The organism is Bradyrhizobium sp. SZCCHNS3052, assembly GCF_032484495.1.
GTDB lineage: Bacteria > Pseudomonadota > Alphaproteobacteria > Rhizobiales > Xanthobacteraceae > Bradyrhizobium.
Map to the genome: position 1 here is coordinate 1,375,944 of NZ_JAUETB010000001.1, position 25,497 is coordinate 1,401,440.

Genomic DNA, 25,497 nt, shown 5'->3' on the forward strand with positions numbered 1-25,497 from the left:
GAGCGTTAGCGAAGCATCCAGCCGAAATGCAACGCAAGGCTGGCGATCGTGAAGACTGAGACGATCGCGATCACGCTGATCCAGTCGGTCTCATCGCGAGATTGTCGGTTTTGCATCGCGCCATCCTTCGCTTCGTCAGACGCCCCCGAACTAAGGGTGATAGCATCAGACGAGTGGGGCAAATGCGCGATCTGAAGATGCCAGTGTTCGGTTGAGATCGTGGCCAAGCCGATGAGATCTGACGACCGAAGTCAGGATATGCGAGCCACGCGCACACGCCGTGTCTTGGACTTGCTGGAAGCGATCCCTTACAATTTATGGTACGCTCGGCTAATTTCTTGCGATGGCGGGCACGGCGCCGTCTTGCGCTCACATATGGCGAGATCGTGCATGCGCGTGTACCCACCTTACGGACGTTGATGCGCCTGCTTGGGAGATGTCGATGACGCAACGTAACATCGCACTTCGCATCAGTGCAGACGATCCGAACGTGGCGTATCTGATGTTGCCTGAGCATCCCGGGTCAGGAACAAAGGGGTGCTCTGCCAGGCAAGTACCATTGTCTGACCTTCTTTCATACGTTGGCGCCGACATAATCCTGGATCTCGATGCGGATGGGCGGCTCATCGGAATTGAAGTGCTTGCCTGAGGCAGGCTTACTAGTGGGCTTCACGACGCCGCGCGCTGCGGCTCGCCATAGACCCGGGCCAGCAGCGTGCGTGCGGTGTCGCCCTGCTACAGCGCGGCGACGGTCACCGCCGTCTCCATGCGCGCGTTGCGCTTGCCATGCGAGGTATGGCGCATCACGGCTCGACAGCCGCCGCACGATCGCATGGCCGAACGCAGATCGGTCTCGGCGAACACGACCACGACCGAGCCGTTGTCCTCGTGGGTCCCGAAATCCATCCGGCGCATCAGCCGGCTGATGATGCGCGCGCCGTCATATTGGGCGCGGGGGTTGACGTGATCGAAGGCGAAGCGCGCGACGGCAAGGCCGCCGCCATTCTTCAGCCGCCAACCTCCCCGCAACGGGCGAACGGCTGCGCAACCCCGACCAGCTCCGCCAATCGCCCGTTGCTGCACCCGCGCCACTCGGCGTCAAACCCAACAGGACTCTAAATCCTACCGGATGAAACTTCGGTGGCAGGTCAGTTGCAGAACAGGGCGGGCCTGCGATGCTCGCCGGTATCGGCATCATGCGAGCGCTAGCTAAGTCCGGCTCGAACGCGTGTGCAACCTTGAGATGGTCGCACGAGTCCCTAAAGAGGATTAATGTTTCACAGATTTTTATCAACGAGATCAGTTTCGCAGATCTTCAAGAAGATCAAAGGTCAGTTGTGGGGGGCGATCCAACTGCCTAGTTCAGGCATCGACGATGTCCGATCCACGATCACTATCGCCGGAGATAAATTTCCGCCGAGGCATTAGCTATGCCGGCGGTCTGGTCGCAATTGGACTGATCTATTTCGCCCTGGCAAAAGGTGGCCTTGCTCTCGCCTCTATTCATCCCAGTGCAACGCCAATTTGGCCACCGACAGGTGTCGCGCTGGCGGCGGTGCTGTTGTGGGGATATCGGACTTGGCCCGCAATTTTCACGGCGGCGGTGATCGCCAATGCGACGACCGCCGGCTCGGTTGCCACCGCGATTGCGATTGCGACCGGTAACTCTCTTGAAGCGGTTGTTGGCGCTTACCTAATCAATCGATGGTCGAGCGGATGTAATACGTTTTCGACGCCATATTCTGTCGCGAAGTTTACCTTGATTTGCCTCGTGATCGCGACACCGATCAGCGCCAGCATTGGACTGTCCAGCCTGGCAACCGCCGGGTACATCGAACGGACGAATTTCGCAAACGCCTGGGTCACATGGTGGCTGGGAGATGTGACCGGCGCGCTGGTCATTGCCCCCGTTATCGTGCTTTGGGCATCAAGCCCCTACCATGCTTTCAACCGCAAGGAATTTTTGGAGACGGTCGGCGTCCTCGCAACAGCGGCGGCTGTTGGACTCATTGCTTTCAGCCCCCTGATCGAGCAAACGCCGAGCCGAAATCCATTGGGTTTTCTCGCGATCCTGCCAATGTTGTGGGCGGCGCTGCGCCGCGGTCCACGTGACACCGCAACGGTTGCGCTGGTGCTTGCGGGGATCACGATTTGGGGGACGCTCACGGGCGGCGGCCCCTTCACGACCGTGGATCTCAACGTTTCATTCCTGCTAGTATTGATGTTTTTGATCAGTATTGCCGTTCCAAGCTTGCTACTGAGCGCCGACGTCGAGGTGCGCAAGAAAGCGGAGGAAAGTCTGCGCCACGCGCAGATGGAACTCGAACGGAAGGTCGCTGAGCGTACGCAAGAGCTGGAGCTCGCCAATGCAGCAAAATCGCGCTTTCTTGCCATGGCAAGCCATGATTTGCGGCAGCCATTACATGCACTAGGCCTGTTCGTTGCACAGCTGCGCACGCCGCTCAAATCGGGGGAAAGGACAAAGACGATCGAGCGGATCGATGCAACGCGCAAAGAAATGGATGAAATGTTCAACTCGCTCCTGGATATTTCCAGGCTCGATGCTGGAATCCTTACACCCAAAATTACCGAATTCCCGATCGCGCGCCTGTTGCAAACAATTGAGACTACGTTTGATCAGGCAACGCGAGAAAAAGGCTTGCGTCTACGCGTTCGGCGAAGTGACGCCTGGGTGCGGAGCGACGCCATGCTGCTCGAACGCATACTGCTCAATCTGGTATCCAATGCTGTGCGCTATACGTCACGGGGCGGGATCATCGTCGGATGTCGTCGGCGCGGTGAAATGTTGCGTATCGAAGTATGGGATAGCGGTCCCGGCATTCCTGAGGATCAGAAGCAGAATATCTTTGGCGAGTTTTTTCAACTACCCGGCCCAGAACGGAACCGGTACGGCGGCCTGGGGCTCGGCCTGGCTATTGTCGACAGGCTTCGCGTACTTCTCAACCATCAAGTCGACTTAGCTTCGACTGTGGGCCGAGGTTCGCGATTCTCAATCCTGATTCCGATGGCCGATAAATGCGTCAGGTCCACTGAGCCCGTCGACTCACCTCGCCCCGCAGCGGTCGAAGGTAAGGTAATTCTTGTTATTGCCGATGCTCCAATTGTGCGAGAGGAGACGGGCGGATTGCTTGGCAAATGGGGATACTCCGTCCTTACCGCCGGATCCGACGAAGCTGCGCTCATCCGACTGGCTGAGCGCCAACAACGCCTCGATCTTATAATCTCGGACTATCATCTTGCCAGCGGAAAGACCGGTATCCGAGCAATTGAACAAATTAGTGCGGCGTTTGGCTCGTCAATTCCAGCTATCCTCACCAGCGGCGATACGGCACCCGAACCATTACGTGACGCTAAGGACAGAGGGTACATTTTGCTGCACAAACCTGTCGACCCAATGCGGCTCCGCGCTGTCATGCACGAGTTCTTGAGGGATCAAGGCGATCGGAGAGACACCGGGGCGGCGTTATGAATCAGATTTCGGCGACAAGTCCCAGCCCATTTTTCCTACTTCTATTACTGCCTCGGTGCGACTCGTTACATTGAGTGCCTTGAGAACGACCGTGATGTGGTTCTTCACGGTCGGCACGGCCATATCGAGGGTCTTGGCAATGATCTTGTTGCTTTTTCCCTTCATCAGGAGCGCAAGCACTTCAATCTGCCGATCGGTCAACCCGAGACCCTTGGGAGAGTCCCGCGTCGCTAGCTTATTTGCAGGCCGCGGAGACGTTGGTTCCTCAAGTATCTCCGAGGGAATGTAAATGCCGCCAGAGAACACTAACTTGATGGCGTTGAGCATGACCTCACGTTCGGTAGTTTTCGGGATGAAACCCAGAGCGCCAAGTTTGAAGGCACGCTTGACTGTATCTTGATCATCCGAGGACGAGAGAATGACGATAGCAATGGTCGCATAGCGGTCACGCAGTTCGCGGAGGACAGAGAAGCCATCTCGATCAGGCAAATTGATATCAAGCAAAATGAGGCTGATGTCAGGATGTTCCTCGACTATGTGCACTGCCTCACGGCCGTTCGAAGCTTCAAAAATGACGGAGTCTCGCTTCAGTTGTTTCACGACAGCGTGCAACGCCTCGCGGATTAATGCATGGTCGTCGACAATAAGAACTTTCATAAAAGCTCTCCGTCATCCCATTGCACGGAGATCCAACTCAAAAAACATACACCCACCTTCGGGTCTTTGGCGAGGAAGAAGCTGGCGGAAGACTGGCTCTCGATACCGTCTATCCACCATCATCCTTGGCCCAACCAGCGGTGCGCCGCCGGGCACTCAAGGTAGGAGCCGAATGCCGTTGTGTGGTGTAATTGTAGTCACCGCACGGTAGGAGCGCGAGTACGGACCACGAAAGTCGTGGGACTCAGGGTCTCCTTCGCCTGTAGGCAAAGGTGATTGATGCCGAGATCTGTACGGTACCTTGATCATAGGACCTAGGAACCTCTCTCTGTGGACCTCCGGCTGATTTACGCGCTCTGCCGTTTGAACGATGATCGTCAAACGGACAGCCTCACGCGCCAGCAGGTTCTACCAAGCGCCGCCAGCCGCCATATGATCATTATCGTAATAGCTTTGGTGGCCGGGGTCGGCGTGAAGCAAATCTAGATTGCGGCGTTGTCACGATCCGGCAGCGCGGCGGTGACTTTCTGTCAAATTCGGTCCCTCTTGAAGCGTGCTCGTACGCCGGACGGGGCAATCAGATGCATGATCGAACTGCCGACCTGAAGCCATCGGTAGGCGCGTTGCCGGAGCTGAAAGGCTACGGCCGCGATTTGCGCATTGATGCCTGCCGCGGCATCGCGCTCTGGTGCATCTTTCTTGATCATGTCCCCAACAACATCGGGAGCTGGCTGACACTGCGGAACTACGGCTTCAGCGATGCCGCGGAAGTGTTCATGTTCGTGTCGGGCGTAAGCTGCACGTTGGCCTACGGCAAGGCATGGCGCTGCGGGGGGTGGACCGGCGTGATCGGCCGGACGCTGTGGCGAAGCTGGGATATTTATGTCGCATTTCTGCTGCTCACGCTCGCCTGCGCCATCATGGTTCACCTCGCAGGCGGCGGCCATCTTGCCGACGAGAGCAATACGCGCATTCTGTTGGAACAGCCGGGCGTGACGCTCGCGCACGCGGCGATCCTGCAATACTGCCCCGTCAACACCGACGTCTTGCCGCTCTTCGTGCTTTATCACCTTTTGTTCGCGCCGCTGCTGTGGCTGCTGCTGCGAGCGCCGAACGCAACGCTCGGCGCGTCGCTGTTGCTTTACGCACTGGTGCACGTCTTCGGATGGACCATCCCGGCATGGCCGAACGGCCACTGGGCCTTCAATCCGCTGGCTTGGCAGCTGCTGGTCGTGCTTGGCGTGTGGTGGATGATCGAAGACAAGAGAGCCCGGCCATGGGTGACCTCACGCACCGCGCTTGTGGCTGCCGCTCTCTATCTGGTGTTCAGCCTCATCATCGCATTGAGCTGGAGCATCAAACCGCTGGAAGCGCTGCTCCCGCAGGCGCTGCTGACGCTGCTTTACCCGATGGACAAATCTAATCTCGATCCGTTGCGACTGCTGCATTTCTTGGCCCTTGCGGTTTTGGTGGTATGGTTAGTGCCTCGCAATTGGCGAGGGCTGACGACGCCGGTGATGCGCGGCGCCATTCTCTGTGGCCAGAATTCGCTGCCAATCTACTGCCTCGGCGTTCTGCTGACGTTCGCCAGCCGCCTGGCGCTGCTCGGCATCTCGGAGGGGCTGACGATGCAGATCGCGCTCAGTGTTGGTGGCGTCCTGGTGATGATCGTGGCGGCGACGCTGCTGAACTTGATCAAGATCAAGCCGAGGCAGCAGCCGGACGCGAAGCCCGTCGAGCAGACAACCAGGTTTGAGCTGGTCGTCAATCTCAAGACAGCCAAGGCGCTCGGCGTTGACATTCCGTCCACGCCGCCCGCCTCGGGCCGACGAGGTGGCCGAACAAAGATTCTGTTTGCTCCGGCGCGCGAGTCCGGCTGCGGCGCTGATCCAGCGCCAGCAATCGCGCACGCCTTCGGGCCACCAGCGAAAACTGTGGGTCAGGTCGTGAATTAGTTCACAAGGACTGTGGAGCCTGCCCTTTATTCTTCCGGCCATCGTACAGGAGCCAAGGCCATGATTTCCCACCCAAGGACCCACAAGGGAGCGGTGCTGATCGCGGCGTGCGTGATGTTTGCCAGCGTAGCGGCATTATTGTCGGTCAACGTGACGTCACCCACTAGCGCCGCGCTCGGCGCTGACTGGCAGTGCAGCCGGCTTGCGCTCGTTATCACGATCTGCACCCATGTGCGTGCACACGAGACCGTTTCAACTGGCGTGCGTAAGCGGACCTGGTACCCGGAATCATAGCTCGGTGATACGGCGGTCTTTGAAGCGGCGTTGCCGGGCCTTTTTCTTGGTCCAGACGAAGGGCTCAGATCTGACGTTATATACTTTGTTGTAGTGACCTGCCCCTAGGAGTTTGCGGCCTATGCGGCCAATCTCACCGCAACGGGCGATCGGATGCGCAACCACCACCAGCTCCGCCAATCGCCCGTTGCTGCACCCACGCCACTCGGCGTAAAACCCAACAGGACTCTAAATGCTACTGGATGAAACTTCGGTGGCAGGTCACTCGCAATGACGCCCGTGACGCAGGCAACATCGTTCTATGAAGCCGCGCGTTGCGCCTCGCCGTAGACGCGGGCCAGCAAGGTGCGCGCGGTGTCGCCCGGCTGCAGCGCGGCGACGGTGACCGAAGGCTCTGTGCGCGTGTCGCGTTTGCCGTGCGAGGTGTGGCGCATCACGCTGGAGAGGCGGCGGGCGATGGCGTGGGCCGAGCGCAGATCCGTCTCGGCAAACACGACGACGACGGAGCCGTTGTCCTCGTGGGTGCCGAAATCCATCCGCCGCATCAGGCGGCTGATGATGCGGGCGCCGTCATACTGGGCGCGCGGATTGACCGGATCGAAGGCGAAGCGGGCCACCGCCAGGCTGCCGCCGCTCTTCTGGGTCTGGCTGACGGCGGTGGCAAAGTCGCGCGCAAAGGCGTTCCGGGTGAGCAGGCCGGTCTGCGGGTCGAGCATGCCGCCGGCTTCGATGGCGCGCAGCGTGCGGTTGAGGCGCGCTTCGAAGGCGTGCTGGCGGATCAAGGGCAGCGCGCTGGCCGCGATGTGCGCGGGAGCGCCGGCGATGATCTCGAGATTGGCGAGTTCCTGCAGCGGCGCCGGCTGGTTGGCAGTGACGACGACGGCAAGGTTGCGGAAGCGGGTGTCCTCGGCGAGCACCGCGAGGAACGCATCGACCACGCGCGGCGAAAACCCTTCGCCGAGCACGATGCCGTCGATGTCGCGGCTCGACAGATGTTTGGCGGCGGCTTCGATGCTCAGCGCGCCGACGACCGCCATGCGTTCGCCGAGCGCGACCGACAGGCCGGGCAGGGAGCTGCCGCGGCCGAGCAGCAGCACGGTCGCGTCATCGAGCGGATCTGTTTCCGGCAATGTGGCGTCGGGTGCTTTCTTCTCATTGAGACGGCGCAGCACGGTGGTGTGCAGCGTGCGGACGCGCAACGCCGCGCGCAGCCGCGCCAGCAGCCGCTCGTGATTGTCGCTGCCATGCAAGGGAATGGCGTGGTCGGGCAGGACAGCGCCACCGGGTGCGATGGCGATCAGCGGCACGTACGGCTTGCGCGCGCCGACATGACGCGAGAACGCCGCAAGCTCGGTTGCATCAGCATCCTCGACGACGGCAACGACCGCGGCCGGCTGAACCTTGGACATCATGCTGATCGCATCAGCCCAGCGCGTCTCGACGGAGGGGAGAATTTGCGCCACCGCGAGGGCCGCACTCAGCGAAGGCCGCGTGGACGAGGAGACGATGAGAAGCGGGCCTTGTGGGGACATCCAGGGAACTCAGGATACGCTGACGTTACATCGCGATCCTAGGTCCCTCCCGTTAACGCAGCGTCAACACTGTTCCAAACATGACGGTTCCGTAGCTGTCCGGACGGCAGGATCAGCCGCCCGAGCCGGCGCGGTCGCGGAAGGCCTCGACCATCAGCGGATTGAGTCCCAGCTCGGCGAGCGCTTCCCGCGCGCGCGCATTGTCCATCGCGCGGCCCGCGAGGCGGTGACCGCTGAGACGGTCGGGCAGAGCGGTCAGCAGCGCACCCTGGCCGAGCCGCCTCGACCATTCGTGCAGGTCCTGGGCGAGGAAGCGGTAGCCGCCCACGGCCATCACGCCGGCCGGCGGCGCCGTGATCGAGATCGTGTCCTGGGCGCGGTCGAGGCGCACGGCGTATTCGGTGTCGACGTAGTCGCGCGGCGCTGCCGGCATCAGCGAGTCGCTCGGCGGTTGCGGCGGCGCGTAGGCGGCCAACACGACCATGGGCCCACGCAGCCCGAGCGTGCCCTTCGGCGTCACCAGGATCTCGCCGGCGATCGACGAGCCCGGCTGTTCGCGCGGCGCGCCCTGGCGGCCCGGCTTGACCGGCCCGGGACTGCCATCGGCCGCGGTGCGGCGCACGGCGAACAGTCCGGCTTCGCCGAACAGATAGACGTCGGTCATCTCGATGTCGCGCGTCTTCCACGATGCGCTCGACGCCACCTGCTCGGGCGCGCGCCACAGGCCGAGCACATAGCGCAGGTTCGGCAGCCGCGCGGCCAGATTGCCCTCGTCGAGACGCAAGGCGAGTTGAGCCGGGGCGACCAGCGTATCGCAGGCCAGCTCCGCGAGCTGCTGTTCCAGCGCGTCGGCGTCGAACGGGTGGTGCAGCGCAAGGGTGCCGCCGGACAACAGCCATGTCACGACCGAGGCGGCGAGGCCGGCGAATGACGACGGCAGGAAGGCCGACATCATGTTCACGCCCTGCGGCAGATCGCTCTCGAGCGAGACGGCGAGCCCACCGGCGATCAGGCTCAAATGGGTGCGCGGCACGGCGCGGAAGCCGTCGGCGGTCACGTCGAAGGAGACGATCGCGGCCTTGCGGCCGTCCGGCATGAGCCCGCGCGTCGAGCGCGAGGGTTTTGCGATCGACTGGTCCAGCGAATACATCCCCTCGGGCAGGTCGGAGCCGAAGCCGCAGACGTGGCGGATCGAGAACGCCTCCGCCGCCGCATTCATCGCGAGATCGGAGTGAATCACGCCGTCGATCTTCGACATCGTGACGATGGCGCGCGCGCTGGTGCGGTTCAGCGCCGCCACGAGCTCCGACTGACGCCACAGCAGCGGGAATACGGCGACCACGAGGCCGGCGCGATGCGCGGCCAGCACCGTCAGCACGAACTCGATCGTGTTGGGCAGTTGGACCGCGATCACCGAATGAGCCGGCAGGCCGGCGTCGACGAAGTGCGCGGCCAGCGCCGAGATCACGCGATCGGCTTCGGCATAGGTCAGGCGCATCGGCGGTCGCCCGGTGACGCGCTGCTTGTTGATCGGATCGACCAGCGCAACCGCATCCGGCTTGCGCGCCAGGATGCGTTGAAACAACGCGTCGAGCGTCGGCGACGTATTGGCCTGATTCACCTGTTGCCCCGTACTTTCACGGACCCGGCCACGACCAATTGCCCCGATTGGTCACTTCCGTGCCGGCTCCGGCCGCTGCCACCAGCTCTCCGGGAGCGCTCCCGTCAAAGCTGTCCTCTCTGGCCGTTCTATACGATTCCACCGCGCGATCCATTCCTCGGCGGCATTGAGCACTGGAATAGCGTAGAACCCCGCCATCAGGGTACGGTCCAATGCGCGAACCGTCGAGATAAATTCCGGCCTGTCGCGGGCGCGCAACAGCGCCGCGATCATGGCGTCGATCGCCGGGTCCTTGGCGCCCATGTAGTTGCGGGTTCCGGTGCGGTCGGCGGCCTCGCTGCCCCAATAGAACGCCTGCTCGTTGCCGGGAGACAGCGACTGGTCCCAGCGGTTCTGGATCATGTCGAACTCGAAGCTCAGGCGGCGCTGGTCGAACTGCACGGGATCGACGACCCTGACGGACGCATTGATGCCGGCCCGCTTGAGACTGCCGGCGTAAGCCAGCGCAATACGCTCCTGGTCGCGCGTCGTGACCAGGATCTCGAAGGCGAGGGGGGCCCGCGTCGTCCGATACCGCAAGACCGTCCCGTCGAAGCCATAGCCGGCCTCGCCAAGCAGATCGAGCGCCGCCTTCAGCGTTGCGCGGTCGCGGCCGGACCCGTCGGTGATCGGCAGGCGGTAGCTGCCGTCCATGATATCGGGGGGGATCTGCGCGGCGTACGGCTTCAACAGATCGAGCTCGGCCGCATCGGCTGGACGTCCATAGGCCGAAAGCTCGGATCCGGCGAAATAGCCACCGCTGCGGCGGTACAGCCCGAAGAAGTAGTTGCGGTTGATCCATTCGAAATCGAACAGCAGCGTCAGCGCACGGCGCACCTTCACGTCGGCGAACACCGGCCGCCGCGTGTTGAACACCAGGAACTGCGAGGGCTGCGGCATCCCCGAGGTGAAGCTGTCGCGGATGACCTCGCCATTGCGCGCGGCCGGGAAGTCGTAGCCGTCGTGCCAGCGCAGCGGTTCGGTCTCGACGCGGAAGTCGTACAGCCCGCGCTTGAAGGCTTCGAACTGTCCATTGGACTCGCGGTAGTAATCGAGCCGGACCTCGTCGAAGTTCCACAATCCGCGGTTGACCGGCAGGTCGCGTCCCCAATAGTCCGGATTGCGGGTGAGGGTGACACTGGATCCCGGCTGCACCGCGGTGACACGATACGGGCCCGACCCGAGCGGCGCGGTCATCGTCGTGTCCTCGAAGCTCGCCAGGTCGGTCGCGTGCTTCGCCAGAATCGGCATCAGGCCGAGGATCAGCGGCAACTCGCGGTCTTCGGCGCCGCCGAAATCGAACCGGATGGTCAGCGGATCAAGCACGTCGACCCTGGTGACCTTGCCGTAGTATTGCCGGTGGTTGGGGCGGCCGTGATCACGCAGCAGCGCAAAGGAGAACGCCACGTCCTCGGCGCGCACCCGGCTGCCGTCGGAGAAGCGGGCGCGCGGGTCGAGCCGGAAGGTGACATAGGTCCTGTTCTCGTCGGTCTCGACGGTTTTCGCCAGCAGGCCATACAGCGTGAACGGCTCGTCATTGCCGCGGGTGAGCAGGCTCTCGACCACATAGCTGCGGATTTGCTGCACTGCGATGCCGCGGACGATGAACGGGTTCAGGCTATCGAAGGTGCCGAGCAGTCCCCAGACCAGACGACCGCCCTTGGGCGCGTCGGGATTCGCGTACGCCATGTGGTCGAAGTCGGCGGGCAAGGCCGGGTGACCATGCATGGCGATCGCCGCAGTTTCTGCCGCTTTCGCCATGGGAGTGTAGACCTCGGGCAACAATGCCAGGATGACGGCGACACATCGCACGGCCGCGCTGAACATGCGCTGCAGCATCAGGATCGGGGCGCAAGCATTTGATTCGGAACAGGTCACAAGGGGCTTTTACCACAGGCTCGCCAGCGCTAGACCGCGGCTTCGACATGGTCTCGCGGCATTGATTCTTCCGCGCACCGCGTTAAGAAGGCGGGCGATTGAGTTACGGCGGTAACGCCTGTCACTTAACCGCCTCATTTCCTGAGGAGACAGCCGCTTCAACGGCTTGGTGTGGCGCCTTTGGCGGTCTCGGGCGCTGCCGTTCAGAAAGGGTTTTCCGCAATGAATTTCCGTGACTTGGCCTCGTCGGTTGGGCCGCGTGGGCGGCTTGTCGCGCTGCTCGCGGTCACCGCGCTGGCCGTTTCCTTCGCTCCTTCGGTTGCGCAGGCTCAAGCGCCGAAGGCGAAGGCTCCGGCTGCCGCTCCCAAGGCTCCCGCTCCGGCCGCCCAGGCCCCTGCCACTCCTCCCGCCGGCGGCCAGCCTCAGGCCCAGGCTCAGCAGGAGATGCCGCAGCTGATCTATGCGCCGTGGACCAAGTTCTGCCTGAAGGGGCAGGATGCCAACGCCAAGCAGGTCTGCTTCATTGGCAAGGACGGCCGCATCGAATCCGGTCAGCCTGTGGTTGCAGCGGTCATCATCGAGCCCGAAGGCGAGCCGAAGAAGATCCTGCGTGTGACCCTGCCGCTCGGCATGCAGTTGCAGCCCGGCACCCGCATCGTCATCGACAACAACCAGTTCATGGAAGGCAAATACGTCATCTGCTTCCAGAACGGCTGCATGTCGGACTACGAAGCAACGCCCGAATTCGTGAACAGCCTCAAGAAGGGCCAGACCCTCTACGTCCAGGCGATCAACTCGAACGGCACCGCGCTGACGCTGCCGCTGCCGCTGCAGGAAGGCAACAGCAGCTTCGCCAAGGCCTATGATGGTCCGCCGACCGACCCGAAGCAGTTCGAAGAGACCCAGAAGAAGCTGCAGGAAGAGCTGCAGAAGCGCGCCGAGGAGCAGCGCAAGAAGCTCGAGCAGACCCAGCCAGGCCAGCCGCAGGCGAAGCAGTAACGCCGGTCGGGTCCATTCCGCAAAATCAAGGGCGCTCCATTCGGAGCGCCTTTTTCGTTCTGCGGACGGATGTGAGGGGAACTTGCGCGCCGGGACCAAAGATCAAGCCTGCGCCGGCGGCGCTGGGTTGAAACCCTCCGGTCGACAGGTCAGTTCATCAGCGGATTGCGCGGACGATAGCCGCCCGACTTGTCCTTGATGAAGATCTCCGCAACCTGGGAATGGCGGATCGGCTCGCCGGACTCGTCGGGAACCAGGTTCTGCTCGGAGACATAGGCGACGTATTCGGATTCCGCGTTCTCGGCCAGCAGGTGATAGAATGGCTGGTCCTTGTGCGGACGGACCTCCTCGGGAATCGACAACCACCATTCCTCGGTGTTGTTGAACTCCGGATCGATGTCGAAAATCACGCCCCGGAACGAGAACACCCGATGCCGGACGATCTGGCCGATCTGAAACTTGGCAGTTCGCGCTTTGATCATCCCAGTCGAATAGACCAGGATGGGGAGCGATGCTAGTGCCCCGCGGGCGGATTTGATCTAGACCGATCCGATTCGCGTCAAGCCGCGACGCCCCCGCATTCCAGGCCCTTCCCAGGCCCCCTCAGGGGGTCATCTTCCGAGCCCATGTTCGACATTCTCAATCTGGCCCTGCCTTATTTCGGCGTCGTTTTCATAGGCTTCGCCTGCGGTAAGTGGAGGAGGCTGCCCGAAGCCGGGCTCGCCTGGATGAACTTCTTCCTGCTCTACGTCTCGCTGCCCGCTTTGATGTTCAACCTCATCGCGCGCACGCCGTTCACGGAGCTGAGCAACCCTCCCTTCCTGGTTGCAACGACGCTCGCTACCATGCTCACCTTCGCCCTGGCGCTCGTGCTCGGCAAGGCCATCGGGCGGCTGTCGCTACGCGAGGCGACCATGGCCGGGCTCGCGGGCGGCTACGGCAACATCGGCTATATGGGGCCTGGGCTGGCGCTGGCCGTGCTCGGGACCAAGGCGGCGGCGCCGACCGCGCTGATCTTCTGCTGCGACAGCATCTTCCTGTTCTCGATCGTGCCGCTGCTCGTCGAGCTGACCGAGCGCGACCACGCCTCGGTGGTGCATGCGCTGCGCACGGTGCTGCGCCAGATCCTGCAGAACCCGCTGATCATGGCGACGGCAGCCGGCATCCTGGCGGCGGCGTTTCAGCTGCATCCGCCGACCGTGCTCGACCGCACCCTGCAGTTCCTGCAGAACGCCGCCGCGCCGACGGCGCTGTTCGCGCTCGGCGTGACCGTGGCGCTGCGCCCGTTCGAGCGGCTGCCCTGGGAGGTGCCGGTCCTGACCGTGGTGAAGCTCGTCGTCCACCCGCTGCTGTCGTTCGGGCTGATGCTGCTGTTCGGGCCGTTCGCGCAGCCTTGGGCGGCGACTGCGGTGCTGATGGCGGCGCTGCCGCCGGCGCTCAATGTGTTCGTGATCGCGCGCCAGAATGACAGCTGGATCGAGCCGGCCTCATCGGCGGTGCTGATCGGCACCTTCGCCTCGGTGATCACCCTGACCAGCGTGATGTGGCTGATCCAGACTGGCCGGCTGGTGTTTCCCTGACGGTGCTCAACCGGCCTTGCGCGTGGCTCTCCATGACGGCGCCAGGCCCTCGCGCATCGCGAGCCGCCGCAGCGGACCGATGCCGCTCATCAGGTGCATGCCGACGGCGCGCAGCGACTGCATCGGCAGGAGATCGCTGAGCAGCGAGCGGTTGGCGACGTCGATGGCGAAGGTGCGGCTCAGGATGTCGGCGCGGCGCGCGGCACCGTAGCGCGCGAGCACCTGCGGGGCACCGATATCCTCGCCGGCCGCATTGGCCTTGCGCACGACATCGGCGATGTCGATGCCGTCGCGCAGGCCGAGGTTCAGTCCCTGCGCACCGATCGGCGGCACCACATGCGCGGCCTCGCCGACCAGGGCGATGCGGTTTTGCGCGTAGCGCAGGGGCCGCTCGATCGCGAGCGGAAACACATGGCGGCCCGGCTCGACGCGAACGCGTCCGAAGATCGAATGCGACTGCCGCTCGGCGGCGTCGGACAGGGCGTCGTCGTCGAGCGCGAACAGCCGGTCGGCCTCCTTCGGGGCTGCGACCCAGACGACGCTGGAGCGGTCGCCCGGCAGCGGCACGAACACGCAGGGGCCCTGCGGCGTGTGGAATTCCGTCGACACGTTGTGATGCGGCCGCGCATGGGTGATGTTGAAGGTCAGCGCAGACTGCTGCAGCGTGCGCCGGCTCACGCCGATGCCGGCGGCCTCGCGGCACAGCGAATGCCGGCCATCGGCGCCGACCACGAGCCGCGCCGTCAGCACGCGGCCCGATGCGCTGGTGACGGTCACCGCATCGGCATCGCTGCGCACGCTTTCCGCATCCTCGGCGATCCGCACCAGGCCGTCGATTTCGCTGGCGCGTTGTTCCAGCGCCTCGACCAGGATGGCATTGGCGATGTTGTAGCCGAACACGTCGAGACCGATCTCGTCGGCGACGAAGCGCACCTCCGGGGCTCGGAACAGCCGGCCGGTATCGTCGACCAGCCGCATCGCCTTCAGGCCGGCGGCGCGGTCACGACACGATGACCAGACGCCGATCTCGTCGAGGAAATCGACCGAGCCGCCGAGCAGGGCGGTGGTGCGGTTGTCGGCATATGGAGCCTTGCGGGCCACGAGCGCCGTCCGCGCCCCGGTCTGCGACAATGCAATCGCGGCGGCGAGCCCGGCGGGTCCGCCGCCGACGACGATGACATCAAAGCTGGCGTCTGTGTTGCTCATGCGGGAACATTTGACGTTCCTGCAGGGCTTTTTCAAGGGTATTGCGTGAGCCTGCGCGGCGCATGGCCGCAACGGCGGATATGCAATTGGCTCCGATTCCTGATAGCACTGGCGTCGCATGGATCAGTTGAGACCAGAGAGCAGGGTGGCCGCAACGCCCGCGCATCGTGCCGCGGCGTTCTCGGTGCACGTCTTCACCGCGCTCGGTGCGGGCGTCGCGCTGCTCGCGATGCTCGAGGCCGTGCGCGAGCATTGGACTGCGATGTTCTGGTGGCTCGGCGGCGCGCTCATCATCGACGGCATCGACGGGCCGCTGGCGCGCCGGCTCGACGTCGTCCATGTGCAGCCGGACTGGTCGGGCGACGTGCTCGATCTGGTGGTGGATTTCACGACCTATGTGTTCGTGCCGGCCTACGCCATCACCGCCAGCGGGATGCTGCTGCCGCTCGCCGCGCCGGTCATCGGCGTCGGCATCGCCGTCACCGGCGCACTGTATTTCGCCGATCGCCGCATGAAGAGCGACGACAATCATTTTCGCGGGTTTCCGGGACTCTGGAACATCGCGGCATTCTACCTGTTCCTGCTGCATCCCTCGCCATCGTTGGCGACCTTGGGTCTCGCGGTCCTGATCGCGCTGACCTTCGTCCCATTCCATGTCATCCACCCGGTGCGCGTCGAGCGGCTGCGCTGGCTGACGCTGCCGCTGGTCGCGCTCTGGGGCGTCCTGGTCATCGACGCGCTGGGAAACAACTTCGCCGTGGGCCCGATTGTAACGACGCTGTTGTGCGCGATCGCCCTCTACATCGTCGCGAGCGACTCCGCGATCCGCCTGTTGAGATCCTTGAAAGCATGATCGACCTTCTGACCAGTCCCGAAGCGTGGGCCGCGCTGCTCACCCTGACCGCCCTCGAGATCGTTCTCGGCATCGACAACGTCATCTTCCTGTCGGTGATCACCTCGCGCATCCCGCAGCCGCAGGCGACACGCGCCCGCCAGATCGGGCTGGCGTTGGCCTTGATCTTCCGCATCCTGCTGCTCAGCGTGCTGGTCTGGCTGATCGGGCTGACGCAGCCGGTGTTCACGATCGGTGGCCTCGGCTTCTCCTGGCGCGACATCATCCTGATCGCCGGCGGCCTGTTCCTGATCGCCAAGGCCACGCACGAGATCCATGCCGAGGTCGAGGCGCGTGAGGGGGAGGAGGGGTCGCAGGGCGGCGGCGCCAACAAGTTCTTCTGGGTGATCCTGCAGATCATCGTCATCGATCTCGTGTTCTCGCTGGACTCGATCATCACCGCGATCGGCATGGCCCAGGATCTCGAGATCATGATCGCCGCCGTCATCATCGCGGTCGTCATCATGTACGTGTCCTCGGGACCCGTCGCGCGTTTCGTGGCGAACCATCCGACCACCAAGATGCTGGCGCTCGCCTTCCTGGTGCTGATCGGCGTCGCGCTGGTCGCCGACGGCTTCGAGTTCCACATCCCGCGCGGCTACATCTACTTCGCGATCGTCTTTGCGCTGGCAGTCGAAGCCTTCAACGTGATGGCCTCGCGCAACCGCAGGAAGCGCAACGCCTGACAGGCGCCGAGTTGACAAGGCCGTCGTGATCGCCTTCGCTTTTGCCGCCGGCAGCGCCCGATGCGCGGCCGGAGGTCGGCTCCTTCAACGGAGCCGGATGTCCGATGAGAATCAGGTAAGTGTCGAAGGTTCTTTCGCCGGCTTCCCGGACGCGGCGATGGAGAGTCCGAAGGGGAGATGGCGGGATGGTCAAGGCGGTGCGCGTGCACAAGGTGGGAGGCCCCGAAGCGCTCGTCTATGAGCCGGTTGATCTCGTCGCGCCCGGCCCCGGCGAGGTCCGCATCCGCCAGCACGCGATCGGCCTCAACTTCATCGACGTGTACTATCGCACCGGACTGTACAAGGCGCCCGGCCTGCCGTTCATCGCCGGCAACGAGGCGGCAGGCGAGGTGATCGCCGTGGGGCCGGGCGTCACGCATTTCCATCCCGGCGACCGCGTCGCGTATTATGAGAACCTCGGCGGCTATGCCACCGAGCGCAACATCGGCTGGCAGCGGCTGGTCAAGCTGCCCGACCACATCACCTATGAGCAGGGCGCGGTGCTGATGCTCAAGGGGCTGACGGTCTGGTACCTGCTGCACAAGACCTTCAAGGTCGAGCCGCACCATCGCGTCCTGATCCACGCCGCCGCGGGCGGCATCGGCCTGCTGGCCTGCCAGTGGGCGCGCGCGCTCGGCGCGCACGTCATCGGCACCGTCGGCTCCACAGCGAAGGCGGATCTGGCGCTGGCCAATGGCTGCGACCACGTCATCCTCTACAACGAGGAGGACTTCGTCGCGCGGGTCAAGCAGATCAGCCGCGGCGAATTGTGCGACGTGGTCTATGACGGCGTCGGCAAGTCGACCTTCCCCGGCTCCTTGTCCTGCCTGAAGCCGCGCGGTCTGTTCGTTAGCTTCGGCAATGCCTCGGGTCCGGTGCCGCCATTCTCGATCGCCGAGCTCAACAATCACGGCTCTCTATTCGCGACCCGGCCGAAGCTCAACGACTACATCGGCAAACGGTCCGAGCTGCTGGAGGGCGCCGACACGCTGTTCTCGGCGGTGATCAGCGGCAAGCTGCACGTGCAGATCAATCACGCCTATGCGCTGAAGGATGCGGGCCGGGCGCACGCCGATCTCGAAAGCCGCGTCACGACCGGGGCCTCGATCCTCAAGCCATAGGAGATTGGCGACCTGGCTCTGCCTCTGGAACCTCGTCCCGGATCGAAGCGTCACCCGCCGCCGAGCTCCAGAGCACCGCGTCCGTCTGCGCTGCCGTCGTCGACGCCTCGATCCGCGCCGGCGCGAGGCTGTCCTGTCCGTCGCGCCAGGCGCGCTCGCGCTCGGGGGCGTCGAGCGCCAGAACGAGACCCTGGTTGAGCTCATAGAGGCCGGAGGCGAGCCCCGCAGCACCGAGCGCGTCCCTGAGCGAATCCTGCACCAGGGCGCGTAGCGCGACGTGTGGCGCCGAGACCGGCACATCGACCTCGCGGCCGGCCATGGCCTGCGCGCAGGCGCGCCGGTCGAACGAGGCATGGCCGCGGCAGGCGAGCGGACGCGCGGGATGGATGATGCAGCCGCCGCGCACGACGAATGGGCAAGGCTGGCGTAGCTTCATTCGCTCGGTCTCGCTCAGGCCACGCGTCGCGCGGTTGGCGAGCTTGATCCGGCGTGACAGCGAGCCGAGCGCGGTTGCCGGCATGCGCTGATCGATCTGCCGGGCGTAGCGCGCGAGCAGGAAGATCTCCGGTGCCGTCGCGGTCACGCGCAGCGCGCAACAGGAGGGGCAGCCCTTGGCGCAGGCGAGGGTGGGCAGATGCGCCGTCTGGGCATCGATGTTGGCTTCGAACAGATCGAAGGCGCGGTCGGCGAGCATGTCTGCCAGGTTCTGCGAGGCCAGCCCGGACGCCAGCAGCGCGTTGAAGACCCGTCGCAGTCCGTTGAAAGCCGCTTCGCTCAATGTTGTCCTCCGACGCGCGCACGGACCAAAACGCCAGCGACCGCGGCGCACCCGGCGCACCGCGGTCGAAGGGATGAGGCAGAGAGGACGCCCGCGGCCTCATCCGGAGAGAGAGCCGGCGTCAGGCAGCAACGCCCTTCAGGATCGCCTCGAAACAGGGGCGGGGAATGCGGAAGAAGCCGCGGCCGCCGGCGAAGGTCTGATAATGCGGACGCGCCATGTCGAGCAGGCGCTCATACCATTCATTGGCGGTCAGGCTGGCGGGCTTCTCGCCGATCGAGTTGATGTCCGAGTTCGGGAAGAAGCGAACGTGGATCAGCACCTCTTCGGTCGCAGCCAGGGCGATTTGGCTGCCGCTGTCTTCGACCGGCAACGCCCGAGCCAGATTGTCTCTCGCCATTCTTGCATCTCCTCTATCGTGCCGACCTCGTTGTCGGCGGATGATCATCAGCTGGGTCCCGGCAAGCCTCTTTCCTCCGAGCTGATCACATCCCGTACAACGCTATATCAGTATAGACATAACGTAGGTCATCGGATCGCAGGTGTTTGGCGCGATCAGGATCGTTGTTCAGAGGGACGGCTGTCCTTGATCCAAGTCAAATGGCGGCGAGCCCGACCTCGATGTTTGTGCCTCATCTGTAGGCAGCGGGACGCAGGCTTCGCGTATGGCACGGAGCCTGCGTCCCGAACGGCATTCGATCAGGCGACGCAGCGCGCAGCGCCGACCTTGGTCAGGATTCCGTCCAGCGTGTCGATCATCGCCGCGATGTCATCGCGAGTCACATTGAGGGCCGGCATGAAGCGCAGCGCATCCGGACGCGGCGCGTTCAGCAGCAGGCCGAGCTCGAAGGCATGCGCGACGATCGCCGGCGCGATCGGCCTGATCACGTCGAGCGCAAGCAACAGACCACGGCCGCGCACTTCGCCCAGGCCGTGCCTTGCCGAGATTCGCTGCAACTCGCTCTCCAGATAGATCCCGTTGTCCGTGACAGCCTTCAGAAACTCCGGCTTCTCGATGACGTCGAGCACGGCGAGTCCCGCCGCACACATCAGCGGATTGCCGTTGAAGGTACCGCCCTGATCGCCATGCTCGAAGCAAGACGCCGCTTCGGTCGCCAGCAGGGCGGCGAGCGGAACGCCGCCGCCGATGCCCTTGCCCAAGGTCATGATGTCCGGGAGGACGTCGGCGTGCTCATAGCCGAACAGCTTTCCGGTGCGGCCCATGCCGGTCTGGATCTCGTCGACGATCAGCAGCAGCCCGTGCCTGGTGGTCAGCGCCCGCAACTGCTGCAGGAAACTGTCCGTCGCGGGCCACACGCCGGCCTCGCCCTGGATCGGCTCGAGCATGATCGCCACCGTCTTGTCGGAGATCAGGGCCTCGACCGAGGCGATGTCGTTCAGGCGTGCCTTTGGAAAGCCCGGGACCTTGGGCTCGAACAGCGGCTCGAACGCCTTCTTGCCAGAAGCCGACATCGTCGCCAGCGTGCGGCCGTGGAAGCCGCCCTCGAAGGTGATGATCTCATACGCGCCGTTCTTGCGCAGAGCGCCGTATTTGCGCGCGAGCTTGATGGCGCCTTCATTGGCTTCGGCGCCCGAATTGGTGAAGAACACCTGGTCGAAGCACGAGCGGTCGACGAGTGCCTTGGCGAACTGCAGGCTGGTGTCGTTGAAATACGCTGGGCTCGGGGTGATCAGGCGCGCCGCCTGGCTGGCGAGCGCGCTGGCCAGCTCCGGCGGCGCATGGCCGAGCGAGTTCACGGCCCAGCCCTGGATGAAGTCCAGATAGCGCTTGCCGTCGTCGTCCCATAGCCAGGAGCCCTTGCCCTGAACGAAGACGGTGCGCGGACGCGCCGTGATCTCCATCAGAGCGTCGTAGGGATGGGAGGCGGTCAGCATGTGCAATCTCCTGTGCTCAGGGGTGAAACGGTGGGCCAAAAAGCGAGAAGGCCGCTCCTTTGCGGGAGCGGCCTTCTCGAAAACCTGGAGCTGATGAGCTAGCTGATCAGCAACGTCTTCGGACATGGCGCGCCCCGGCATCGTCACGGCGGTGACGACGGCAAACGGCGGCGCGGCGGTTGGTCCGGTTGAAGATCATGCGGCGGCCATACAGGCAAATCGCAACCGGTGTCAAGATGCCGGCCTGCAGGGTGCAATACGGGCCGCCGCTCCGGGAAGCGGCGAGGGAAGCGCCGGCCGGCGCGAAGGCCGCACGATCCAATCTCGGGTCTCGCGCTTTAGTGACAACTTTACCAAACATTTAGCGGCTGCGTTTACTTTGCCGGCCAGCTTGAAAATGCAAGCTGCTCAGGATGAGCGATGTCGAACCCCCATCTCACGATCGCCGAAGAAGTGCAGGCGGCCATAGCCACCGGCTCAGCCGACCGCTGCTCCGGCGTGGCCGAGCGGGTCGCCTCCCTGTTCGTCGCCTCCGCCGGCAGCCTGGATATCGAGCAGCACGCGGTGTTTGCCGACGTCTTCGAGCGTCTCGTCAACACCATCGAGCTGCGCGCGCTGGCCGACGTCGGTGCCCGGATCGCACTCGCCGAACTCAGCGCCCAGCTTGCCCCGATCCCGCAGGCGCCGGCTGGCGTGATCCGGCGGCTGGCTCATCATGACGACATCGCCGTCGCGGGGCCGGTGCTTTCGGAATCGCCGCGGCTGAGCAGCGAGGATCTGATCGAGATCGCGCAGACGCGCAGCGAGAAGCACCTGGTGGCGATCGCCGGGCGCTGGTGGCTGCAGGAGATCGTCACCGATGCGCTGCTCGCGCGACGCTATCCGAGCGTGAGCCGGCAACTGATGAAGAATCCCGGCGCGCGGGTGTCTCCCGCCGGATTTGCCGCCATCGTGGCGCAAGCGGCTGGAGATGCGGAGCTCACGGTCGCGGCCGGCATCCGCGCCGATCTGCCGGCAGCCTTGCGCAGGACCCTGTTGCAGCGCGCGACGGAGGCGGTGAGGGTGCGCCTGCTCGCCTCGGCGCCGCCGCATCTCTACGAGGAAATCCGCAGCGCCATTTCAGCGGCCACGCTCGACGCCGAGCGCGATATGTCACGAAACCGCGTCGGCGGCAGCGCCAAGGCGGCGATCGGCCAACTCAAACAGGGCGGAAAGCTCACCGAGGCCGAGTTGCTCGAATTTGCCCGCCAGCGGCGCTACGGCGAGACGATCGCGGCCATCGCGGAGCTCGCGAAATGCAGTATCGAGCTGGTACGGCCGCTGATGCAGAGCCTGCGCAGCGACGGCATTCTCGTGCCGTGCAAGGCCGCTGGACTGAGCTGGGTCACGGTTGCCGCGATCCTCGATAGCCGGTTCGTTTCAGGTGCAACGCCCCCCGACGAGCTGACCAAGCTCAAGAACAAATATCTCGAACTGAAGCAGGACGAGGCGCTTCGCCTGCTGAATCTCTGGTCGGTTCGCACCACGGGCTCCTCGCACTGAGGGGCGGTCGCAGGTCCAGGACTCATTTACACGCCCGTCTGCGATTACCCCGAGTTCCCGGCGGGTGGCCCGAGACGCGACAGAGCCGCGCTAGAACCCAGCAACCGTGCCGTGCAGGTCGTATTCGTCGGCACGCTCGATCTTGACCGTGACGATCTCGCCGACACGCAGCGGCCGCCGGCTGGACAGATAAACGGCGCCATCGATGTCGGGGGCATCAGCCTTGGTGCGGCCCTTGGCGACGCTTGGCCCGACCTCGTCGATGATCACCTGCTGACGCGTTCCAACCTTGCGCTTGAGCCGGCGTGCCGAGATCTTCTGCTGGCGAGCCATCAGGGCGTCCCAGCGCTCCTGCTTGACCGCGTCCGGGACCTGGTCGGGTAGGGCGTTGGAGGTCGCGCCGGCCACAGGCTCGTATTTGAAGCATCCGAGCCGATCGATCTCGGCCTCATCCAGCCAGTCCAGCAGATAGGCGAAATCGGCGTCCGTCTCTCCGGGGAAGCCGACGATGAAGGTCGAGCGCAGCGCAAGGTCAGGGCAGGTGGTCCGCCACGCCTTGATCCGGTCCAGCGTCTTGTCCTGCGCCGCCGGGCGGCGCATCGCCTTCAGGACGTTCGGGCTGGCATGTTGGAACGGGATGTCGAGATAAGGCAATATTTTACCGTCAGCCATGAGGCCGATCACCTCGTCGACATGCGGGTAGGGGTAGACGTAATGCAGCCGGACCCAGGCGCCGAGCTCGCCGAGCTCGCGCGCCAGATCGAGGAAGCGAGCCCGGACGCTGCGGTCCTTCCAGGCGCTTTCGGCATATTTCAGGTCCAGCCCATAGGCCGAGGTGTCCTGCGAAATGACCAGGAGTTCCTTGACCCCGGCCGCGATCAGCCGCTCGGCCTCGCGCAGCACGTCGGCTGCGGGGCGCGACACCAGATCGCCACGCAGCTTCGGGATGATGCAGAAGGTGCAGCGGTTGTTGCAACCTTCGGAGATCTTCAGATAGGCGTAGTGCCGGGGCGTGAGCTTGATGCCCTGCGGAGGAACCAGGTCGAGATGAGGGTTGTGCGCAGGCGGCGATGCGCGGTGGACGGCGTCCAGCACACTCTCGTACTGCTGCGGGCCGGTGATCGACAGCACGCCGGGATAGGCCTGCTCGATCTGCTCCGGCTCGGCGCCCATGCAGCCGGTCACGATGACCTTGCCGTTCTCGGCCATGGCCGAGCCGATCGCCGACAGGGATTCCTGCTTGGCGCTGTCGAGGAACCCGCAGGTGTTGACGATGACGACGTCGGCGCCGTCATGCTTCCGGGCAAGCTCGTAGCCCTCGGCGCGAAGGCGCGTGATGATGCGCTCGGAATCGACCAAAGCCTTGGGACATCCGAGCGAAACAAAGCTGATCTTGGGCGCCGAACCCTGCTGCATCTTGGAACTGCCTGATGAGATAGGCGTCAGCTAGTCCGAATTGCCCAGAAAGACAAGGCTTTGACGCGGCCACGTCCATGCTATGGGTGAGGGCCCGGACAACCTGGTGATCGATGAGCGCCGAGCAATCGCCTAAAATCGTGATCGTCGACGAAAGCCCGATCCGCGCGGCCATCCTCGAGGAAGGCTTGCGGGAAGCGGGCTTTACCGGCGTCGTGCATGTCAGCGAGATGCAAGGTCTCCTGGCGCGCATCTATGCCCTGGATCCGGACGTCATCGTCATCGACCTGGAGAACCCGAGCCGCGACGTGCTGGAGCAGATGTTCCAGGTCAGTCGCGCCGTCCGCCGGCCGATCGCGATGTTCGTGGACCAGAGCGACGCGGCTTCGATCCAGGCCTCGGTGGAGGCGGGCGTCTCCGCCTACATCGTCGACGGCCTGAAGAAGGAGCGGATCAAGCCGATCCTCGATCTCTGCATCTCCCGCTTCAATGCGTTCTCCAAGCTTCAGGACGAGCTCGAGCGCACCAAGTCCGCGCTCGAAGACCGCAAGGTGATCGACCGCGCCAAGGGCATTCTGATGAAGATGAAGGGCTTCACCGAAGAGGAAGCCTATGTGCTGTTGCGCTCCACAGCGATGCGCGAAAAGAAGAAGATCGGCGAGATCGCGCAATCGATCCTGACCGCCTCGGAGATGTTGAAATGACCGGCCCGCTTCGCATTGGCTTCATCCCGCTGGTCGATGCCGCCGCGCTGATCGTCGCCGTCGACAACGGATTCACCGCGGCTGAAGGTCTCGATGTCACGCTGGTCCGCGAAGTGTCATGGTCGAACGTGCGCGACAAGCTCAACATCGGCCTGTTCCACGCGGCGCATCTGCTGGCTCCCGTCGCCATTGCGTCGAGCCTGGGCATCGGCCATGTCAAGGTGCCGATCGTGGCTCCCTTCAATCTCGGAGTGAATGGCAACGCGATCACCGTGACGCCAGCGCTGCATGCGGCGATCATGGCCCACCTCGAGGGGGATCGTTTCGACCCGATGGCGACGGCCCTGGCGCTGGCGCGCGTCGTCGCTGAACGGCGCAAGGCCGGCGCCGAGCCGCTGACGTTCGGCATGACGTTCCCGTTCTCGACCCACAACTATCAGTTGCGGTTCTGGATGGCCGCAGGCGGCGTCGACCCCGACGAGGACGTCCGTCTCGTGGTGCTGCCGCCGCCCTACATGGTGGAGAGCATCGCCAACGGTCACGTCGACGCGTTCTGCGTCGGAGCACCCTGGAACTCGATCGCGGTCGATCTCGGCATCGGCCATATTCTCCACTTCGTGTCTGACGTGCTGGTGCGCGCGGCCGAAAAAGTGCTGGCGGTCAGGCAGAGCTGGGCTGACAAGAATCCCGACGCCCTCGCCGGCCTGGTCCGCGCCTGCGCCAAGGCCGCCGAATTCATCGAGCAGAACCACGCAGAAGCCGCGCGTATCCTAGCCCAGCCGGAGCGGATCGGCGTCGATGCGGAGGTGCTCCAGCGCACGCTGGACGGCCGCCTCAAAATCTCGCCGGACGGCACCTTCCGCGAAAGCTCGCGCTATCTGCTGGTGGGCCGGGAAGAAGCGGGACGGCCCGAGAAGATCCAGGCGGCCTGGCTCTATGCCCAGATGGTGCGGTGGGGCCAGACGCCGCTCAGCACTGAAGCCCTGGGCACCGCCATGGGAGTGTTCCGGCCGGACATCTACGACGCGGCGATGGGCACGGCCGCGGTCGGCACGGATGGCGCCATCGGCGCCTTCGCAGGTCCGCCTTTCGCGGCGGACGACGTGATCGGCCACCTCAAGGCCTTCAAGATCGGCCGCTGGACGCCCTGAGGTCTTCCACTCAGTACTCAA

The 25,497-nt window shown here is 64.1% G+C and carries 23 protein-coding genes and 1 pseudogene; 12 read left to right on the top strand and 12 right to left on the bottom strand.

The features are described from left to right. Nucleotides 1-5: 5 nt before the first annotated feature. Nucleotides 6-227, bottom strand: a complete 222-nt coding sequence (locus QX073_RS06350) for a hypothetical protein (protein ID WP_315712011.1) — start codon at nt 225-227, stop codon at nt 6-8. Between the two features lie 215 nt (nt 228-442). On the opposite strand from QX073_RS06350, the gene QX073_RS06355 reads away from it, so the two are divergent. Continuing rightward, nucleotides 443-649 (top strand): DUF2283 domain-containing protein, encoded by a 207-nt coding sequence (locus tag QX073_RS06355; RefSeq protein WP_315712010.1) that lies wholly within the window; start codon nt 443-445, stop codon nt 647-649. A gap of 86 nt (nt 650-735) precedes the next feature. On the opposite strand, the gene QX073_RS06360 is transcribed toward QX073_RS06355, so the two are convergent. Then, entirely contained in the window at nt 736-1,029 is a 294-nt protein-coding gene (locus QX073_RS06360; RefSeq protein WP_315712009.1) for a hypothetical protein, read from the bottom strand. Between the two features lie 346 nt (nt 1,030-1,375). On the opposite strand from QX073_RS06360, the gene QX073_RS06370 reads away from it, so the two are divergent. Then, nucleotides 1,376-3,490: an MASE1 domain-containing protein gene (locus QX073_RS06370; RefSeq protein WP_316170512.1), complete on the top strand. Its 2,115-nt coding sequence runs from the start codon at nt 1,376-1,378 to the stop codon at nt 3,488-3,490. On the opposite strand, the gene QX073_RS06375 is transcribed toward QX073_RS06370, so the two are convergent. Next, nucleotides 3,485-4,147, bottom strand: coding sequence for a response regulator transcription factor (locus QX073_RS06375; protein ID WP_315751597.1), 663 nt, complete (start codon nt 4,145-4,147; stop codon nt 3,485-3,487). The two genes, QX073_RS06370 and QX073_RS06375, sit on opposite strands and share 6 nt — an antisense overlap. Nucleotides 4,148-4,728: 581 nt before the next feature. Between QX073_RS06375 and opgC the strand changes: the two genes are divergently transcribed. Further along, nucleotides 4,729-6,102: an OpgC domain-containing protein gene (gene opgC, locus QX073_RS06380; protein ID WP_316192575.1), complete on the top strand. Its 1,374-nt coding sequence runs from the start codon at nt 4,729-4,731 to the stop codon at nt 6,100-6,102. Between the two features lie 408 nt (nt 6,103-6,510). Further along, a pseudogene (locus QX073_RS06385) lies at nt 6,511-6,642 on the top strand (IS3 family transposase); the annotation flags it as partial. Between the two features lie 53 nt (nt 6,643-6,695). Here QX073_RS06385 and QX073_RS06390 read toward each other — a convergent pair. The 3 genes from QX073_RS06390 to QX073_RS06400 all read right to left on the bottom strand — a co-directional run bounded on the left by QX073_RS06390 (nt 6,696) and on the right by QX073_RS06400 (nt 11,427). Beyond that, nucleotides 6,696-7,928 carry a GGDEF domain-containing protein gene (locus tag QX073_RS06390; RefSeq protein ID WP_316194188.1) on the bottom strand — a complete coding sequence of 411 codons (1,233 nt, stop codon included), beginning with the start codon at nt 7,926-7,928 and terminating at the stop codon, nt 6,696-6,698. Nucleotides 7,929-8,040: 112 nt separating this feature from the next. After that, the gene (locus QX073_RS06395) at nt 8,041-9,549 is read right to left on the bottom strand and encodes a class I adenylate-forming enzyme family protein (RefSeq protein ID WP_315751594.1); all 1,509 of its coding nucleotides are present in this window, start codon (nt 9,547-9,549) and stop codon (nt 8,041-8,043) included. 51 nt (nt 9,550-9,600) lie between these two features. Next, nucleotides 9,601-11,427 (bottom strand): extracellular solute-binding protein, encoded by a 1,827-nt coding sequence (locus tag QX073_RS06400; protein ID WP_316225470.1) that lies wholly within the window; start codon nt 11,425-11,427, stop codon nt 9,601-9,603. Between the two features lie 261 nt (nt 11,428-11,688). On the opposite strand from QX073_RS06400, the gene QX073_RS06405 reads away from it, so the two are divergent. Further along, entirely contained in the window at nt 11,689-12,465 is a 777-nt protein-coding gene (locus QX073_RS06405) for an invasion associated locus B family protein (RefSeq protein WP_315751592.1), read from the top strand. A 149-nt stretch (nt 12,466-12,614) separates the two neighbouring features. Here QX073_RS06405 and hspQ read toward each other — a convergent pair whose 3' ends face one another. Beyond that, nucleotides 12,615-12,947 (bottom strand): heat shock protein HspQ, encoded by a 333-nt coding sequence (gene hspQ / locus QX073_RS06410; protein ID WP_315711998.1) that lies wholly within the window; start codon nt 12,945-12,947, stop codon nt 12,615-12,617. Between the two features lie 144 nt (nt 12,948-13,091). Here hspQ and QX073_RS06415 point away from each other — a divergent pair, with 144 nt between their 5' ends. After that, the gene (locus tag QX073_RS06415; RefSeq protein ID WP_316167933.1) at nt 13,092-14,045 is read left to right on the top strand and encodes an AEC family transporter; all 954 of its coding nucleotides are present in this window, start codon (nt 13,092-13,094) and stop codon (nt 14,043-14,045) included. Nucleotides 14,046-14,051: 6 nt separating this feature from the next. Here the strand turns inward: QX073_RS06415 and QX073_RS06420 are convergent, their stop codons facing one another. Then, entirely contained in the window at nt 14,052-15,251 is a 1,200-nt protein-coding gene (locus tag QX073_RS06420) for a UbiH/UbiF family hydroxylase (RefSeq protein ID WP_315828488.1), read from the bottom strand. A 118-nt stretch (nt 15,252-15,369) separates the two neighbouring features. Here QX073_RS06420 and pcsA point away from each other — a divergent pair, with 118 nt between their 5' ends. The 3 genes from pcsA (at nt 15,370) to QX073_RS06435 (ending at nt 17,989) form a co-directional block, all read left to right on the top strand. Further along, entirely contained in the window at nt 15,370-16,104 is a 735-nt protein-coding gene (pcsA, locus tag QX073_RS06425) for a phosphatidylcholine synthase (RefSeq protein WP_315711995.1), read from the top strand. Beyond that, the gene (locus tag QX073_RS06430; protein ID WP_315828489.1) at nt 16,101-16,829 is read left to right on the top strand and encodes a TerC family protein; all 729 of its coding nucleotides are present in this window, start codon (nt 16,101-16,103) and stop codon (nt 16,827-16,829) included. Before pcsA ends, QX073_RS06430 begins: the two co-directional genes overlap by 4 nt. Before the next feature lie 185 nt (nt 16,830-17,014). Next, on the top strand, nt 17,015-17,989 hold the full coding sequence (locus tag QX073_RS06435; protein WP_316225471.1) for a quinone oxidoreductase: 975 nt from the start codon (nt 17,015-17,017) through the stop codon (nt 17,987-17,989). On the opposite strand, the gene QX073_RS06440 is transcribed toward QX073_RS06435, so the two are convergent. From QX073_RS06440 to QX073_RS06450, 3 genes are all read right to left on the bottom strand, one after another. Next, nucleotides 17,979-18,767, bottom strand: a complete 789-nt coding sequence (locus tag QX073_RS06440) for a hypothetical protein (RefSeq protein ID WP_315711991.1) — start codon at nt 18,765-18,767, stop codon at nt 17,979-17,981. The two genes, QX073_RS06435 and QX073_RS06440, sit on opposite strands and share 11 nt — an antisense overlap. 121 nt (nt 18,768-18,888) lie before the next feature. Beyond that, the gene (locus QX073_RS06445; RefSeq protein WP_315711990.1) at nt 18,889-19,167 is read right to left on the bottom strand and encodes a hypothetical protein; all 279 of its coding nucleotides are present in this window, start codon (nt 19,165-19,167) and stop codon (nt 18,889-18,891) included. Nucleotides 19,168-19,466: 299 nt separating this feature from the next. After that, the gene (locus QX073_RS06450) at nt 19,467-20,663 is read right to left on the bottom strand and encodes an acetylornithine transaminase (protein ID WP_315751588.1); all 1,197 of its coding nucleotides are present in this window, start codon (nt 20,661-20,663) and stop codon (nt 19,467-19,469) included. A gap of 420 nt (nt 20,664-21,083) precedes the next feature. On the opposite strand from QX073_RS06450, the gene QX073_RS06455 reads away from it, so the two are divergent. Next, nucleotides 21,084-22,205 (top strand): DUF2336 domain-containing protein, encoded by a 1,122-nt coding sequence (locus QX073_RS06455; protein ID WP_316225472.1) that lies wholly within the window; start codon nt 21,084-21,086, stop codon nt 22,203-22,205. Between the two features lie 90 nt (nt 22,206-22,295). On the opposite strand, the gene rimO is transcribed toward QX073_RS06455, so the two are convergent. Beyond that, nucleotides 22,296-23,621 (bottom strand): 30S ribosomal protein S12 methylthiotransferase RimO, encoded by a 1,326-nt coding sequence (gene rimO / locus QX073_RS06460; protein ID WP_316185052.1) that lies wholly within the window; start codon nt 23,619-23,621, stop codon nt 22,296-22,298. 113 nt (nt 23,622-23,734) lie between these two features. Between rimO and QX073_RS06465 the strand changes: the two genes are divergently transcribed. Continuing rightward, complete coding sequence (locus QX073_RS06465; RefSeq protein WP_008965342.1) at nt 23,735-24,325, top strand: ANTAR domain-containing response regulator; 591 nt, start codon at nt 23,735-23,737, stop codon at nt 24,323-24,325. Continuing rightward, nucleotides 24,322-25,476: a CmpA/NrtA family ABC transporter substrate-binding protein gene (locus QX073_RS06470; protein ID WP_316225473.1), complete on the top strand. Its 1,155-nt coding sequence runs from the start codon at nt 24,322-24,324 to the stop codon at nt 25,474-25,476. The genes QX073_RS06465 and QX073_RS06470 overlap by 4 nt, the downstream gene beginning before the upstream one ends. The last annotated feature ends 21 nt before the right edge of the window (nt 25,477-25,497 follow it).